Origin of the sequence: Aeromonas sp. 603404 (assembly GCF_049171775.1) — a bacterium.
Taxonomy (GTDB): domain Bacteria; phylum Pseudomonadota; class Gammaproteobacteria; order Enterobacterales; family Aeromonadaceae; genus Aeromonas; species Aeromonas veronii_A.
On the sequence record NZ_JAAKPE010000001.1, the window covers coordinates 359,641 to 375,152 of the forward strand.

Consider the following 15,512-nt stretch of genomic DNA (forward strand, 5'->3'; position numbering starts at 1 on the left):
GGCTGTTAACGTCCGGACAGGCGTTTATTTTTGAGATAGCACAGGAAGTCTATGAATTCGTTGCGTTTGGAACCCATTTCTCGTGTGGCCGGTGAGGTCAATCTGCCCGGCTCCAAGAGTGTCTCTAACCGTGCGCTGCTGCTGGCGGCGCTGGCTCGTGGCACCACCCGTCTGACCAACCTGCTCGACAGCGATGACATTCGTCATATGCTGGCTGCGCTGACCCAGCTCGGGGTCAAGTACAAGCTCTCCGCCGACAAGACCGAGTGTACCGTGCAGGGTCTGGGTCGCAGCTTTGCGGTGAAAGAGCCGGTCAATCTGTTCCTCGGCAACGCCGGTACCGCCATGCGACCGCTGTGCGCCGCGCTGTGCTTGGGCTCCGGTGAATATACTCTGGGCGGCGAGCCGCGCATGGAAGAGCGTCCCATCGGCCATCTGGTGGATGCCCTGCGTGAAGCGGGTGCCCATATCCAGTACCTGAAACACGATGGTTATCCGCCGCTGGTGGTGGATGCCAAGGGGCTGTGGGGCGGCGATGTGCACGTCGATGGCTCCGTCTCCAGCCAGTTCCTGACCGCGTTTTTGATGGCGGCGCCGATGGCGGCCGGTGATACCCGGATCCACATCAAGGGGGAGCTGGTCTCCAAGCCTTACATCGACATCACTCTGCACATCATGAAGCAGTTCGGGGTGGTCATCGAGCACGACAACTACAAGCTGTTCTACATCAAGGGCAACCAGACCTACATCAGCCCGGGTGACTTTCTGGTGGAAGGAGATGCCTCCAGCGCCTCCTACTTCCTCGCGGCGGGTGCCATCAAGGGCAAGGTACGGGTCACCGGTATCGGCAAGCACAGCATTCAGGGTGATATTCACTTTGCCGATGTGCTGGAGAAGATGGGCGCGCGCATCACCTGGGGTGATGATTTCATCGAGGCGGAGCAGGCGCCGCTGCACGGAGTGGATATGGACATGAACCATATTCCCGATGCGGCCATGACCATCGCGGTTGCCGCGCTGTTTGCCGAGGGGCCGACCTCCATTCGCAATATCTACAACTGGCGGGTGAAGGAGACCGATCGTCTGCACGCCATGGCGACCGAGCTGCGCAAGCTGGGCGTCGAAGTGGAGGAGGGGCATGACTTTATCACCGTGACCCCGCCGACCCAGCTCAAGCATGCCGAGATCGATACCTACAACGATCACCGTATCGCCATGTGCTTCTCGCTGGTGGCGCTGTCGGATACCCCGGTCACCATCAATGATCCCAAGTGCACCTCGAAGACCTTCCCGGATTACTTCGACAAGCTGGCCAGTATCAGCCAGCGTGGCTGATCACTGACAAACCCGTCATCACCGACGCTTCGGGCCCGCGCTGAGCGGGCCTTTTTGCCTTCCTCACCAGCATCGTCATTTCTCCTAGCATCATTTCAATAACTTGCAAGATTGCCATATAAAATAGTTTTGTGATTGCTGTAATTTCCTATTTACACATGCCCTGTCGCGGGCTATGTTGAGATTTCCTAATCGCAGTCATCTAGCAGGAAGCCTTGTCATGCAGCATCAAACCGACGACGTTCGTATCAGTGAAATCAAAGAGTTATTACCTCCGGTTGCGGTGCTTGAGAAGTTTCCGGCTACCGAGGTGGCCTCGTCCACCGTTTTTGAATCCCGTCAGGCCATTCACAATATCCTGGCTGGCGAAGATGATCGTCTGCTGGTGGTGATTGGTCCTTGCTCCATCCATGATCCGGTTGCCGCGCTGGAGTACGGCAAGCGCCTCAAGGCGTTGCGCGACGAGCTGAAAGGTCAGCTGGAGATCGTGATGCGGGTCTACTTCGAAAAACCGCGCACCACAGTGGGCTGGAAGGGGCTGATCAACGATCCGTACCTCGATAACAGCTGCAAGATCAACGACGGTCTGCGCATTGGTCGCAAGCTGTTGCTGGATCTCAACGACATGGGGCTGCCGACTGCCTCCGAGTTCCTTGACATGATCACCCCGCAATATGTGGCGGATCTGATGAGCTGGGGCGCGATCGGTGCCCGTACTACCGAATCCCAGGTACACCGCGAGCTGGCCTCCGGTCTCTCCTGTCCGGTGGGCTTCAAGAACGGCACTGACGGCACCATCAAGGTTGCCATCGATGCCATCGGTGCCGCCAGTGCGCCGCACCACTTCCTGTCGGTCACCAAATACGGTCACTCCGCCATCGTGGCGACCCGCGGCAACCCGGACTGTCACATCATTCTGCGTGGTGGTCGTGAGCCGAACTACAGCGCCGCCCACGTGGACGAGGTGGTGAAGGGGCTGGAGAAGGCCGGTCTGCCCCAGAAGGTGATGATCGACTTTAGTCATGCCAACAGCAGCAAGCAGTTCAAGAACCAGATGCTGGTGGCCGAGGATGTGGCCGGCCAACTGCGTGCCGGCAGCAAGGCGGTGTTTGGTGTGATGGTGGAGAGCCATCTGGTGGAAGGCCGTCAGGATCTGGTGGAAGGGTGTGAACTCACCGTCGGCCAGAGCATCACCGATGCCTGCATCGGTTGGGCCGATACCGAAGTGCTGCTGCGCAACCTGGCGGATGCCGTTGCAACCCGTAACGCCCGCTAAAGACCGGATTTCGCAGTCGCAGTGACAAAGAGAAAGTGATAACCAGAGGCCGCTATTGCGGCCTCATCTATTCGTGTTGCGGGGCTTAAGGCTCAGGGCAGGGCATCGGGCCGGAAGCTGGCGCGGATCTGCGGCACCAGGCTTGATGGGTCGAACCCTTTCTCCTCGCCCAGCACCGGATGGAGCAGGGGCTTCTCTTCGATGGGGGTGATATCCCCCGCCAGCAGCTGGCGGGTGGCCTGACCCATCTGGTAGAGCTGGCGCACCGGCGCAAACTGGGTCGCCAGATTGAGGGGATCATCGGCGCGGGTGAAGGCCATCATGGGGATCTGGTAGGTGGCATCGCGTGCCGGCTTGTCACCGTGAATCCCCTTGCCGGCGGACATCAAAAACGGCTGGTGATCGCCAAAGGCCACCACCAGATAGTGCTTGTCCGACTGGTCGAGGGTCTTGAGCAGCCGCTCCAGCGAGGCCATGGCATCCACCACCCCGGTGTAGTAGGTGTTGAGCAGCTGGGTGTCACTCTCGCTCTGGTTCGGGCAGGCGCCGCTGCGCTCCTGCCCCTGATAGCGGGGGCCATCGAAGGGGCCGTGCCCCTGCATGGTGACCGCATAGGCAAACAGCGGTTTGTCATCCTGTTCGCTGCGCTTGAGCAGGTGGTCGATCAGCGCATCATCGGAGATATAGAGTCCCTTGTGCTCAAGGGTGGTGAAGCGTGTGTCGAACCAGCGCTCCTCATAGCCGAGCGCCGGGATCGCCTTGGCGCGGCCCCAGAATTTTTCCACATAAGGGTGGGCGAACAGGGTCTGGTAGCCGCTCTGTCTGGCGCTCTGGGCCAGCCCCGGCACCTGCTGCGAGAGGTAGTAGTAGGGCACCACCCCTTGCTTGAGCAAGCCCACCGGCAGGCCGGTGTTCATCTCGAACTCCGCCAGCACCGTCATGCCGCCGGTGGTGGGGGAGTGGATGGTTTTTTGCCACTGCTGCACGCTGGCGGGCAGGGAGAGGGTGGGAGCCGGGGCGCAGATCCGCCCCTTCCAGTCGAGCCAGAGCGACTCATATTGCAGTACGATCACCAGATCCCAGCGCGGCGCTATGCCCTGGGGCGGATAGCTCAGCTGCGGGGCCAGCTCGTTGATCTGCAAGGGGTAGCGAAACACGCTGCCGCTTTGCAGCATCTCGTCCACCAGATTGAACAGATAGAGGCCAGGACCTGAGCGGATGATGTCCCTGTGGTAGTTGACCGCACGGTCCACGTAGCGAATGTTGGCCCCCAGCAGCTTGTTGCCGGTCTGGGTGGCAAAGACGCACAGGGCAAAGAAGGCGACGGTGGCGGCGGCTGTGCGCAACACCCAGCGCGACAGGGCAAAGCGCCAGCAGAGAAACAGTGCCAGTAAAACGGTGAAGATGGGCAGGATGGGGTGCTGGTCGAGCAGGATCCGCAGCAGCGCCAGCAGGTTGCCAAAATCGTCCCCGCCGAGCGGCACGCCGTAGATGGCGATCTTCATAAAGTTGGCCAGCAGACCTATGCCTGACAGCGCGGTAAAGACCAGCCCCATATAGAGGTTGAAGCCCGCCAGTGCGCAGAGGCTCCAGCCCAGCACCATGCTGCCCCAGGCCAGATAGTAGTGCTCCGGCCGAAAGCCTGACCAGAGCAGAAACTCCCCCAGCTTGAACACCACGAAGCCGTGCAGCAGCACGAAGGTGAGGTTGCCGAGCAGCAGGCTGCCGATGATCCGCCAGCGCAGGCTGCGGCGCAGCTTTGGCAGCACCGTTTTGAGCACGGCGGCGCTCAGGGCCAGCACTAGGGTCAGGCTCACCACCAGATAGGTGAGGTTGAAGCCCTGCTCCGGCAGGGTTTGCAGGATCTGGCTGAAATCACCGCTCTCGGGGCGATCCTTGAGCAGCAGACCGATGCGCAGCTGATAACGGCTGGCCAGTGCATCGTCCGGTGCGCGCAAGGTGCTGTTGAGATCCAGCGAGCAGCGGTTATTGCGGCACACCTGACGCTTATCCACCGCTTGACTGAGCTGGTCGATCCGCTCCCCCTTGTCGTTGAGCAGCTCCACTCGCACCTTGTCCCCCGCTTGCAGCGGCCCCCGCAACAGCCACTGGCTGCGCACCACCAGATAGAGGCCGCGGCTGTCGCTTTTATAGAGCAGGGCGTGGCGGGTGAGGGTGGCCAGCGGATTGTCGGCGGGGCCCAGCACCAGCGGTTGGGCACGGCCCAGCCAGCTGCCGGGATTGATCAGCGGTAATAACAGAGTCAGCAGCAGCAATCCGCCCAGCAGGGCCAGTAGCCCAGAGGGCAGACTCAGGGCACGGGGGCGGCCTGAGGAGGGGCGATTCATATAAGCTCATCCTTTGAGCGAGTAAGGGAGAGATCGTTCATCCGCATAGAGTTTGACCCGATGGTGCGGGCCTTGTTTCAGCTTGTCAATTTAATGACCACTTAATGAATATTTGGTTACAGCTCAACCTTGCAAATTGTGATCCCGATCGAGGGGTTGTTCGGAATATGTGATGAAAGCGTCATCATGGGGTTTTGCCACTGGCTTGGGAGGGAGCTGCTGTTTAGTCTCTCGATAGCGACTGGAGGTACATGTATGAATCCCAAAGTGATGGCACGTCAGGCCAGATTGCTGCGCATGCTGGAGAGCAAGGAAGAGATCCGGATCGGACGCGAGCGCGACTGCCCGCTGCCGCTGGCCCAACTGGTCAAGCTGAAGGATACTCATCCCGCAGTGGTCAAGGTCTATCGCCACGGTCTCACCGCCGAGGTGTTTCACCTCAAGGTGGAGGGGCATCACTGGTGCCTCAAGCGGCGACGTCAGGATTCACTGGTGGCCAACCTCGATGGCAAGACCGCCTTTCTGACCGAGCTGGAGCGGCGGCGTGAAATCGAGGCGCTGCGCGAGCTGCATCCCACCGTCCTCTCCCACGTGGTTTGCACCAGTTTCGGCTCGGCGCGGGCCGGGGTACTGGTCTCCCCCTGGTTGCGGGGTGTGCCGGTCCATCAGCTCAACGAACGCAATCTGGCCCAGATTCTGGAGGTGCAGGGTGAGCTGGCCCGCTGGGGCTGGTTTGACTGGGACCCGAGTCCGGGCAACCTGCTCGATGATGGCGAGCAGATCTGCGTGTTCGACTTTGGCTATATGTGGACCTTCGATCCCCGCTTTGAATACAACTCCAACGGTCTGGTCGATCCGCAGTTCCATGTACCGGAGCGGCTGGAGACCCGCACCCTCTCTGGACTCTGGCTCGATGAGGCCGATCCTCTGCCGCAATTTCGCTACTGGCGTGAACTCTGCCTCAAGTGGGTCAAACGGGAGATCCACCACCTGATCCGCGAAGGGGCCAGCGCGCCCGTGCTGGCCCGCCTGCACGCCCTGCAGGGGGAGTGGAGCGCCGCGCTGGTGAGCGACGAGGCGCTGGTTGCCAACTGGTGGCGGGACATGTATCGCAGCCACCGGCTCGATGTGGCCGATGATCTGAGCGGCCAGAGCTGCGGCCCGCTCACCCTGCGTCGCCTCGACTGGCTGATGCAGGCGGTGACGGATCACTATTCGCTGCTGGTGGACAATCTCTCGCCTCAGGAGACGGAGCTGGGCCAGACCGGGCTGCTGGCCCGCTTACAGCAGCTGCGCCGGGAAGCCGTCGCCTGTCAGTTGCCAGCCACCAGCCTTGCCTGAGCCAATACCTTTGCGGAGTACAAATGAACAGGGCGCCGTGTTGGCGCCCTGTTGCATGGCCGGAATTGCCTCGCGGTGAGGGTCAGTCCAGCAACTCCTGATGGAGGCGGTTGACGATATTGCCCGCCTCGCTCTCCTTGACCAGGAAGCAGAGGTTGTGGGCGCTGGCGCCGTAGCAGATCATCCGGATGTTGTGCTCGCGCAGGGCGTCAAAGACCTGACTGCCCACCCCGTTCACTTCGCTCATCCGGTTGCCGATGAGCGCCACCAGTGCCAGACCGGTTTCCACCTCCACCTTGCAGAGCTGGCCCAGCTCGGCCAGTACCTTGTCGCTCAGGATCGGTTCGCCGTTACTCTGGCTGCCGGTGTGATCCAGCGTCAGTGACACGCTCACCTCCGATGTGGTGATGAGATCGACCGAGATGCGGTGACGGGCCAGAATGCCGAACACTTCGGCCAGAAAGCCGTAGGCGTGGAACATGTTGAGGCTGTGCAGGGTCACCAGCACCTGCTGGCGGCGCAGGGCGATGGCGCGAAACAGCGGGCTTGAATCTGTGCTGGCGCGGATCCAGGTACCACCGGCGGCAGGATCCTTGGCGGAGCCGACAAACACCGGAATGTTCTGGCGCACCGCCGGTTGCAGGGTGGCGGGGTGCAGCACCTTGGCGCCGAAAGTGGCCATCTCGGCTGCTTCGACAAAGCTGATTTCAGGAATGGGGCGGGCGCGGGTGACGAGGCGCGGATCCGTGGTGTAGATGCCGGGCACATCGGTCCAAATCTCGATACTGGCGGCATCGAGCGCTTCGGCGAGCAGGGCCGCACTGTAGTCAGAGCCGCCGCGCCCCAGCGTGGTGGTGCGGCCATCGCCATCGGCACCGATAAAGCCCTGGGTGATGATGAGGCTGTCGCCAAGCTGCGGGCCCAGCGTCTGCTGGCAGAGGGTACGGGTGGTGGCCAGATCGACGGTGGCCTTGCCAAAGCGGCTGTCGGTGCGCATCAGCTGGCGCACATCCTGCCAGTGGGCCTTGACGCCGCGCTGGCGCAGCAGCTCGGTAAAGAGGCGGGTAGACATCAGCTCGCCGCAGGCAATGAGGCGATCGGCCAGCTCCGCATCGGTATGCTGGTGAGCTTGCTGGGCCATGAGGCGAATTTCGTCCAGCTGGCCATGAATGAGGGCGCTCACATCAACGGGGTTGCCGAGATCTGCCAGAATGGCCTGCTGGATCCCGGCCAGCTTGGCCAGCTGCTCGTCGCGGCCCGCTTCGTCCAGCTCCCCTTGTGCCAGGGCGACCAGCAGGTTGGTGACACCGGCGCTGGCGCTCAGTACCACCACCCGGGTGGCGGGATTGGCCAGCACGATATCGGCGCAGTGATTCATGGCCGGGAAGTTGGCGACACTGGTTCCGCCAAACTTGGCGACATTGATCGGGCTCATTGCTTACTCCTGTCTTATTTTAAGATTCCGGTTCCATCGGGCAAAAAAGAGAGGAGGAGGCTGAAAATGGCAGGAATGAACGAAACTATCCCGGCCAGAAGCACTCCACCTGCAGAGCCCATCCCGTACCGCCCCTGACAGGGCGCGGTGGGGGATGATCACTACCGATGACAACCCGGGGGATTCAGCCCCCGCAGCCGACGTTGAGGTCACCAGTCTCCTCACTCGTCTCGGCGCTGCTCCCCCTGACCCAAGTTCACCGGACGCTGGCGTCCTCCCTTGGGCTGCCTGGGCAGCGCTCCTCTTCTGGCTCCACCAGGGCGGTGGAGTGCATTTAGAAATACCCTGCGTTGGATTGCACTGTCAATCGAGTTTGTGAAAAAGTTCAAATTGTCAGCTAACTCAACACAGAATCAATGGCTTAGGCAATGGTCTTTGACAAAACCTTGGAACGGCGCTGCCAGTTGTAGAGACGCTGGCGCGCCACCGGCAGATCTTCCACTTCCAGCGGATCGAAGCCCCGCTCCCGGAACCAGTGGATGGAGCGGGTGGTGAGCACGAACAGGCGGCGAATGCCGAGCCGTTTGGCCCGCTCGGCCACCTTGGCCACCAGCTGATCCCCCCGGTTTGAGTTGCGATAGTCGGGGTGGATGGCGACGCAGGCCATCTCCGCCATCGCCTCTTCCATAAAGCAGTAGAGTGCCGCGCAGCCGATGATGAGGCCATCGCGCTCGATGATGGTGAACTTGTCGATCTCCATCTCCAGCTGCTCGCGGGAGCGGCGCACCAGAATGCCTTCCTCCTCCAGCGGGCGGATCAAATCAAGAATGCCGCCGATATCCTCGATGGTAGCGGCGCGGGCCTGCTCGGCACTTTCCCGCACTATCTGGGTGCCGAGGCCGTCGCGACTGAACAGCTCCTGCAGCATGGCGCCATCATCCTGATAGCTCACCAGATGGGAGCGGGGCACGCCGCCACGGCAAGAGGCAATGGCCGCGCGCAGATAGCGGGCGGTGCCGGACATCTCTTCGCCCGCCTGCTCCAGCTCCACCAGCAGCTCTTCGGCCTGTTCGGGGAAGAGCTCGGAGATGGCTTCGCCGCGTCTGTCCATTACCCCCTGGGTGCTGCTAAAGCAGATGAGCTTGTCCGCCTTGAGGTCGACCGCCACCCGGCGGGCCACCTCTTCCGAGCTCAGGTTAAAGCTCTCGCCGGTGACCGAGCAGCCGATGGGGGAGATCAGCACCAGACTCTTCTGATCGAGCTGGCGGGTGATCCCCTCCACGTCGATGCGGCGCACCCGGCCGCTGTGGCAAAAGTCGATGCCATCATCCACACCCAGCGGCTGGGCGGTGACGAAGTTGCCGCTCACCACGCTGATCCGCGCTCCCTGCATGGGGGTGTTGGCGAGCCCCATGGAGAGCTGGGCGGTTATGTCGTATTGCAGGCCGCCACACACCTGTTTGATGATGGTGAAACTCTCGTCATCGGTGACCCGGATCCGCTTGTGATACTGGGCCTCGATACCGGCGCGGGCCAGCGCTTCATCGTTTTGCGGACGTGAACCAAACACCAGCACCAGGCGTATGCCCAGTGTCTGCAGCAGGGCGATATCGCTGACGATATTGGCGAAGTTGGGGTGGCAGATGGCTTCTCCCCCCATCATCAGCACAAAGGTGGCACCCCGATGCACATTGACATAGGGGGTGGATTGCCGGAAGGCATTGACCAGACTGGGTTCGCGTTCACGCACTTGATATTTCTTCCATAAAAAAACAGCGATTGGCTCAATATATGAAAATTAATTCACAAATCAAGACTAAATATTGATTTTGGCCGTTTCTGGTCTACGAGGGGCGGGTTGGCCGTGCGGATCGGGAAAGGGTGACGGACGGTGCAGACGGCCGCCGGGGCGAGCGGGGAGGGGCCCGCCGGTTGATCCGGCGCGATAAACTGCTATCTTCGATGCTCCTTTTCGTCAGCTGTGTGATTTCACAGGGTTTTATACAAGGACAGAATTCATGGAACAGATTATTTCACCGGCAGATGCCCTGCCGGGACGACGCGAAGCGATGGTGATTGGTCAGCAGCATGCGGTGAATGGCAACCCGACTCAGGGTCCCTGGCCCGAGAACATGGAGATCGCCTGGTTTGGTATGGGCTGTTTCTGGGGCGTGGAGCGCCTGTTCTGGCAGCAGCCGGGCGTCTATTCCACCGCGGCCGGTTATCAGGGCGGTGTGACCCAAAACCCCACCTACAAAGAGGTGTGCAGCGGGCTGACCGGTCATGCCGAGACGGTGCAGGTGGTGTTTGATCCGGCGGTGATCAGCTACGGCGATCTGCTCAGACTGTTCTGGGAGCAGCACGATCCGGCGCAGGGGATGCGTCAGGGCGGGGACATTGGTACCCAGTATCGCTCGGTGATCTTCTATGGCGATGAGAGCCAGCAGATCATTGCCCAGCAGAGCATGGCGGCCTATCAGCAGGCGATGGCGGCAAGCGGCGACAGCCGTGCCATTACCACCCGCATTCTGCCGCTGGCGCCCTTCTACTACGCCGAGGATTACCATCAGCAATATCTGGAGAAAAATCCGGATGGCTACTGCGGATTGGGTGGCATTGGAGTCTGTTTGCCGCCAAGCCTGAACCGCTGAACAGGTTTGTAGTCGATTTCTTAATAAAAGTGAAAATAAATGGTCGGAGGAGGGAACTTATTGCGACCAGTCGGGACTAACTAGGTAGCGTCCAGGGATCGGATGCAAAGTCCAGACACATTTCTTGCCTTGATAACCGCCTGATGAATGAACGCACTGGCGGGTTGAAAATGATAGCAAGCAGGGCTGCCCACCAAGGCGGCCCTTTTCATATCTGCTTGTTTTCGCTCGGGAGGGGCGATCGGTCAGGCGATCGCGCTGTCGAACAGGTTCTTGATGAGATCGATAAATTCGATGAGGAAGGTTTTTTGTTCCGGGGTCGGGGCGCGCAGCCAGACAGCAGAGAGCACCTCTTCCAGATCGGCGACCACGGCGTCGGCCTCCTGCATGATGGCGAAACGCACCTTGGGATCGAGCTGGGGGTTTTGTTCGCAAATGGCCATCAGGTTGCTGGCAACACGGCCACTGACCAGGTCTTCGATGGTCTCTTCACCATCGCTCTGCTGTTGGGATTCAAACAATCCCAAACTCTCCACCAGATACTCGATCAGCGAGATATAGCCTTCACTTTCTACCACCATGGTTGCTGCCTCAATACAGTAACAATACGAAAATTGAGCGTATTTTAGTGGCTTGCTCTAGCTTGGCAAGCTGCAGTGCAGGCGATGGCGAGTAAAACTGACTCCGCCCCGATCCACGCACTCCAGCCCGGTCAACGTAAAGCCATGTCGTAAAAATAGCTCATAACTGAAGGCGCTGGCCTCGGTGGTGATGAGCGTCAGACCGAGCCCTCTGGCTCCCGCGAGCGCCGTGGTGAGCAGCAGATTGCCCAGTCCCTGGCGCTGATGGTCGGCGCTCACATAGAGCAGACTGAGGTGGCCATCGGAGCTCAGAGTGACAAAACCGAGGGGCACATTTGCCTGCTCTGCCACCCAGCCGTGGTGTTCACGCAGCTGGCCGACAAAGCCCGGATGCTGTGAACCGAGGGCCCACTGCTCCACCTGTTCTGCGCTGTAGTGCTCGGGGCCGCTGTGTCGCACCGCCTGCTCAAACAGGGTCACGAGGGCGGGGATATGTGTCTCGTCAAGGGGGATAATACGCAGTGCTGGCGTCATAAGGTTGGGTCGTCAGTGGGGGAGAGGGTGCGCGGCGCCTGTGGCCGTTTGGCTTTGGGCAAACCCGCGACAACCCGCTCATAGGAGTGGAGCACCCAGCCTTGCCAGAGATCATCCGGCAAGGTGCTGTTCAGGGTCACTGTGTTCCAGTGTTGTTTGTTCATATGCCAGCCCGGTTTGACCTCGGGGTGGATCTCGCGCAGCAGCAACGCTAGCTCGGGCTCGCACTTGAGGTTGATGGTAAGCGGCTCGGCCTGCCAATCCACCAGCGCGAACATCTTGCCCGCGATGCGGTAGACCAGGATCTCCGGGCCAAACGGTGTATCTTCGGTGGTGCCCGGCAGGGAGAGCAGAAAGTGGCGCAAACGGGTCAAATCCATGGTGGGTTCTCGCGCAAGGGGTGATCCGGGTCATGTCAGGCGCATATCTATCGGCGGGCCTGTTCTGTTAATATGCGCCAGCCGAGTATACCCCCCATCACCAAGGGAGCCTATTGGATGTTGTATCACAAGACTTTCGAACTGGGTCCCGAGCGGGATTGGGTGGTGTTTGTCCACGGCGCCGGTGGCAGCTCCTCCATCTGGTTCAAGCAGCTGCGCGCCTATCGCGAGCACTTCAATGTGCTGCTGCTGGACTTGCGCGGCCACGGCCAGTCCCACCAGCTGCAACAGGTGGTCAAGGGCCACTACAGCTTTCGGGAAGTGACCGAAGATATCGTTCGGCTGCTCGATCATCTCGATATCCGCCGCGCCCACTTTGTCGGCATCTCCCTTGGTACCATCCTGATTCGCCATCTGGCCGAGCTCTGCCCGGAGCGGGTCAAGAGCATGGTACTGGGGGGCGCCATCCTGCGGCTCGATATCCGATCGCGGGTGCTGGTGCAGCTGGGCCGACTCGGCCAGCACTTCCTGCCCTATATGTGGCTCTACCGGCTGTTTGCCTTCATCATCATGCCGCGCCAGCACCATCAGGAGTCGCGCAATCTCTTTGTGCGCGAGGCCCGCAAGCTCTGCCAGAAAGAGTTCAAGCGCTGGTTCCGCCTCGCCACCGAGGTCAACCCGCTGATGCGCTATTTTCGCGAACGCTCCCTGCCCATTCCCACCCTCTATGTGATGGGGGAGGAGGATCATATGTTTCTGGCACCGGTGCGCGAACAGGTGGCCATCGATGCCAGCTCCTCGTTGGCGGTGATCCAGCGGTGCGGCCATGTCTGCAATGTGGAGCAGCCGGAACAGTTTAATCGTCGTACGCTGGCATTTATTCAATCGCTGGGGTGCGGACGGAAATAAGGATTCGTTACGCTGTGCATTCAGGTCATGCTACAGCGGCATTGCAAGCAGGCCGTGAGCAAAGCGCTGCCAACGTGCAATAGATGTCGCTGTCTTGGCGATCGTATAAGCCGCATACTTTCAAGCTACAAGGGGTGATCTGCCCCTCTGATTCTTTATAATGCCCCCCTTTAAAATCGCCGGACCCGGGTTCGGCGCGCGCTGATGGCTGGCTACGTCATCAGGCAGATCATCAGGATTGAGAAACGGTTATGCATACTCTGGAACAGCTGCGCGCAGGTGAACTGTGCGGTGCCCGCCATCTGAAGCTTTGTGAAAACCTGACGGAGTTCCCCACCGAGATTTTGAGCCTGAAAGAGACGCTGGAGGTGCTGGATCTCACCGGCAACCAGCTAAGCGCGCTCCCCGACGAGCTGGCCGGGTTTGGCAAACTGCGCATCATCTTCTGCTCCGAGAACCGCTTTACCGAGCTGCCCGAGGTGCTGGGGCGTTGCCCGGCGCTCACCATGGTGGGCTTTAAGGCCAACCGGATTGCCACCGTCTCGGCCAGGGCGTTGCCCGCCGGTTTGCGCTGGCTGATCCTGACCGATAACGCAATTGAGCAGCTGCCTGATGAGCTGGGCCAGTGCGACGCCCTGCAAAAGCTGATGCTGGCGGGCAACCGCCTGCGCGAGCTGCCGAGGAGCCTTGCCAACTGCCGCAATCTGGAGTTGCTGCGCATCGCCGCCAACCGCATCGAACGCTTCCCCGAGTGGCTGCTGTCGCTGCCGCGCCTTGCATGGCTCGCCTACTCCGGCAACCCCTTTAGCGAAGGGGCGGAGGCGCGGGCCATCGATGATGCCCATGTCACGCCGATTGCTTGGGAGACGCTGGCGCTGGGCGAGCTGCTGGGGCAGGGAGCATCCGGCGTTATCCATCGCGCCACCCTTGTGGGTAATCCTGCTGATGAAGTGACTCAGGCCAGCGGCGGAGCCGATGCCAGTCAGGTGGCGGTCAAGCTGTTCAAGGGGGCGGTGACCAGCGACGGGTTGCCCCGCTGCGAGATGGCGGCATCGCTGGCGGCGGGCACTCATCCCAACCTTATCAAGGTGATAGGCAAGGTGGCTGATCACCCCTCCGGTATTCCGGCGCTGGTGATGGAGCTGATCGACCCGGCCTTTGTCAATCTGGCCGGGCCGCCGAGCCTGGACTCCTGCACCCGGGATGTCTATCCAGAGGGGCTGCATCTGAGTGTGCCGGATGCGCTGGCGATGGCCCACGGCATCGCCTCGGTGGAGGGCCATCTGCATCGCGCGGGCATCATGCACGGGGATCTCTACGGCCACAATATTCTGTTTGCCCGCGGTTCTGACGCGCCGGCTCGCGCCCTGCTGGGGGATTTTGGCGCCGCTTCCTTATATGACCGCTGCGACCGCGAGCGGGCCATGGGCCTTGAGCGACTGGAAGTGCGCGCCTTTGGTTGCCTGCTGGAGGAGCTGCTGGCCCATTGCGATACGCAAGACTCACCGCTTGATGGGTTGCATCAGCTCAAAGCGGCCTGCCTCTCGGAACTCCCCGCCGAACGCCCCGATTTTGCTTATATAGAGCGTCAGCTGGCGGCCGCTCGCGCCACGCTGTCGTGATCTAATTGACGTTGGCAGGCACGTTATAAACGCAGCCAATAGCGCTCATTGCGACAGCGAGGCGCACGGCAAGGTGACGTCCCGCCATTCTCCCGATAACACGCCGAGGCTGCGCGGCAAAAAGGGGAGGGCAGAGGGTTGCGCGGTGCCGGTTAAGTTGTGATATTGAGGCATCTTTAGTACAGAAGGGTAATAACGATGGAAGCTGCGTTTTGGCATCAGCGTTGGGAAGAGAACCGGATTGGCTTTCATCAGGCGGACTTCAACCACTGGCTGCAATCCTGGTGGTCAGCCCAGCAAGCGGACGAGCCGGTGCTGGTTCCCCTGTGCGGCAAGTCCCGTGACATGCTCTGGCTGAGCGCTCAGGGCCATCCGGTCGACGGTTTCGAGCTATCGAGCCTTGCCGTCAGCCAGTTCTTCAGTGAAAACCAGCTCGCCGCTACCGTCAGCGAAGTGGGCCCTTATCAGTGCCATCAAGTGGACAGCCTGCGCATTTTTCAGGGGGATTTTTTCGCCGCCCCCAGTCTGGGTCGCCGTTACCGGCTGGTCTATGACCGCGCGGCGCTGATCGCCCTGCCGACCGCGATGCGTCGCCAGTATGCAGCCCTGATCAGTTCGCTGGTCGAGACCGGTGGCCAGATCCTGCTGGTGACCCTCGAATATCAGCCTGAGCAGCAGAGTCAGCCCCCCTTCTCGGTGGGTGAGATGGAGGTGCGGGCCCTGTTTGAGCGCGATTTTCGTATCGAGGTGCTGGGGCGCGCTGCCGAGGTGGATCACCCGCGGGTGTTGTCGGGCCAGCTCTCCTACTTCGATGAGGTGGCCTACCGGCTGGTTCGCCGGGGTTAACGGGCAGCTAACGGGCGGCCAAAGAGTGATCTGCGCCGACAAATCATCGGGCTACGCGCTCTTCGCTACCTCCTTTGACGTAGATCAACGTGATTGGCGGGGGGAGTGCCTAATATGAGGCTGTTTCTCAATCACTGTTGGCATTGCAAAGCGAGTATCGGGTCTTTCCCGCTTGCTGATCAGCAACTCAGTGTCTGATTTTCACGCTCATGTTCACTTTTGGCGGCTTTGGTCGCAATTGTTATGGTTTTTCC

Annotated in this window: 13 protein-coding genes and 1 riboswitch; of the genes, 7 read left to right on the top strand and 6 right to left on the bottom strand. The window is 60.7% G+C overall.

The window, feature by feature from the left end; all coding sequences use genetic code 11:
• Positions 1-51 precede the first annotated feature (51 nt).
• Both aroA and aroG read left to right on the top strand, forming a co-directional pair.
• Positions 52-1,335, top strand: coding sequence for a 3-phosphoshikimate 1-carboxyvinyltransferase (gene aroA / locus G5306_RS01540; protein WP_005351267.1), 1,284 nt, complete (start codon positions 52-54; stop codon positions 1,333-1,335).
• Positions 1,336-1,555: 220 nt separating this feature from the next.
• Complete coding sequence (aroG, locus tag G5306_RS01545) at positions 1,556-2,611, top strand: 3-deoxy-7-phosphoheptulonate synthase AroG (RefSeq protein WP_144713523.1); 1,056 nt, start codon at positions 1,556-1,558, stop codon at positions 2,609-2,611.
• A 92-nt stretch (positions 2,612-2,703) separates the two neighbouring features.
• Here aroG and G5306_RS01550 read toward each other — a convergent pair whose 3' ends face one another.
• On the bottom strand, positions 2,704-4,959 hold the full coding sequence (locus tag G5306_RS01550; protein ID WP_421204784.1) for an LTA synthase family protein: 2,256 nt from the start codon (positions 4,957-4,959) through the stop codon (positions 2,704-2,706).
• Positions 4,960-5,214: 255 nt separating this feature from the next.
• Between G5306_RS01550 and G5306_RS01555 the strand changes: the two genes are divergently transcribed.
• A complete protein-coding gene (locus tag G5306_RS01555) occupies positions 5,215-6,300 on the top strand; it encodes a hypothetical protein (protein WP_421254786.1) in 1,086 nt (361 codons plus the stop codon).
• A gap of 82 nt (positions 6,301-6,382) precedes the next feature.
• On the opposite strand, the gene lysC is transcribed toward G5306_RS01555, so the two are convergent.
• Positions 6,383-7,735 carry a lysine-sensitive aspartokinase 3 gene (lysC, locus tag G5306_RS01560; RefSeq protein ID WP_216953808.1) on the bottom strand — a complete coding sequence of 451 codons (1,353 nt, stop codon included), beginning with the start codon at positions 7,733-7,735 and terminating at the stop codon, positions 6,383-6,385.
• A 90-nt stretch (positions 7,736-7,825) separates the two neighbouring features.
• Positions 7,826-8,049: riboswitch (Lysine riboswitch) on the bottom strand.
• 107 nt (positions 8,050-8,156) lie between these two features.
• Positions 8,157-9,485, bottom strand: a complete 1,329-nt coding sequence (argA, locus tag G5306_RS01565; RefSeq protein ID WP_005345063.1) for an amino-acid N-acetyltransferase — start codon at positions 9,483-9,485, stop codon at positions 8,157-8,159.
• Between the two features lie 268 nt (positions 9,486-9,753).
• Here argA and msrA point away from each other — a divergent pair, with 268 nt between their 5' ends.
• Complete coding sequence (gene msrA / locus G5306_RS01570) at positions 9,754-10,386, top strand: peptide-methionine (S)-S-oxide reductase MsrA (protein WP_005352745.1); 633 nt, start codon at positions 9,754-9,756, stop codon at positions 10,384-10,386.
• 245 nt (positions 10,387-10,631) lie between these two features.
• Here the strand turns inward: msrA and G5306_RS01575 are convergent, their stop codons facing one another.
• Genes G5306_RS01575 through G5306_RS01585 form a run of 3 tightly spaced genes read right to left on the bottom strand, consistent with a single transcriptional unit; the run spans position 10,632 to position 11,881 of the window.
• Positions 10,632-10,967: a DUF3802 family protein gene (locus G5306_RS01575; protein WP_216978620.1), complete on the bottom strand. Its 336-nt coding sequence runs from the start codon at positions 10,965-10,967 to the stop codon at positions 10,632-10,634.
• Positions 10,968-11,024: 57 nt separating this feature from the next.
• Positions 11,025-11,501, bottom strand: a complete 477-nt coding sequence (locus G5306_RS01580) for a GNAT family N-acetyltransferase (protein WP_421312151.1) — start codon at positions 11,499-11,501, stop codon at positions 11,025-11,027.
• A complete protein-coding gene (locus tag G5306_RS01585) occupies positions 11,498-11,881 on the bottom strand; it encodes an MmcQ/YjbR family DNA-binding protein (protein WP_216978622.1) in 384 nt (127 codons plus the stop codon). The genes G5306_RS01580 and G5306_RS01585 overlap by 4 nt, the downstream gene beginning before the upstream one ends.
• 117 nt (positions 11,882-11,998) lie before the next feature.
• Between G5306_RS01585 and G5306_RS01590 the strand changes: the two genes are divergently transcribed.
• From G5306_RS01590 to G5306_RS01600, 3 genes are all read left to right on the top strand, one after another.
• A complete protein-coding gene (locus tag G5306_RS01590) occupies positions 11,999-12,790 on the top strand; it encodes an alpha/beta fold hydrolase (protein ID WP_216978623.1) in 792 nt (263 codons plus the stop codon).
• A 251-nt stretch (positions 12,791-13,041) separates the two neighbouring features.
• Entirely contained in the window at positions 13,042-14,412 is a 1,371-nt protein-coding gene (locus G5306_RS01595) for a leucine-rich repeat-containing protein kinase family protein (protein ID WP_421312152.1), read from the top strand.
• Between the two features lie 198 nt (positions 14,413-14,610).
• On the top strand, positions 14,611-15,258 hold the full coding sequence (locus G5306_RS01600) for a thiopurine S-methyltransferase (RefSeq protein ID WP_005337003.1): 648 nt from the start codon (positions 14,611-14,613) through the stop codon (positions 15,256-15,258).
• Positions 15,259-15,512: the final 254 nt, after the last annotated feature.

Bases quoted from the DNA above. Each gene is read 5' to 3' on its own strand.
- aroA (WP_005351267.1), top strand. From the start codon at position 52: ATGAATTCGTTGCGTTTGGAACCCATTTCTCGTGTGGCCGGTGAGGTC.
- aroG (WP_144713523.1), top strand. From the start codon at position 1,556: ATGCAGCATCAAACCGACGACGTTCGTATCAGTGAAATCAAAGAGTTA.
- G5306_RS01550 (WP_421204784.1), bottom strand. From the start codon at position 4,959: ATGAATCGCCCCTCCTCAGGCCGCCCCCGTGCCCTGAGTCTGCCCTCT.
- G5306_RS01555 (WP_421254786.1), top strand. From the start codon at position 5,215: ATGAATCCCAAAGTGATGGCACGTCAGGCCAGATTGCTGCGCATGCTG.
- lysC (WP_216953808.1), bottom strand. From the start codon at position 7,735: ATGAGCCCGATCAATGTCGCCAAGTTTGGCGGAACCAGTGTCGCCAAC.
- msrA (WP_005352745.1), top strand. From the start codon at position 9,754: ATGGAACAGATTATTTCACCGGCAGATGCCCTGCCGGGACGACGCGAA.
- G5306_RS01575 (WP_216978620.1), bottom strand. From the start codon at position 10,967: ATGGTGGTAGAAAGTGAAGGCTATATCTCGCTGATCGAGTATCTGGTG.
- G5306_RS01580 (WP_421312151.1), bottom strand. From the start codon at position 11,501: ATGACGCCAGCACTGCGTATTATCCCCCTTGACGAGACACATATCCCC.
- G5306_RS01585 (WP_216978622.1), bottom strand. From the start codon at position 11,881: ATGGATTTGACCCGTTTGCGCCACTTTCTGCTCTCCCTGCCGGGCACC.
- G5306_RS01590 (WP_216978623.1), top strand. From the start codon at position 11,999: ATGTTGTATCACAAGACTTTCGAACTGGGTCCCGAGCGGGATTGGGTG.
- G5306_RS01595 (WP_421312152.1), top strand. From the start codon at position 13,042: ATGCATACTCTGGAACAGCTGCGCGCAGGTGAACTGTGCGGTGCCCGC.
- G5306_RS01600 (WP_005337003.1), top strand. From the start codon at position 14,611: ATGGAAGCTGCGTTTTGGCATCAGCGTTGGGAAGAGAACCGGATTGGC.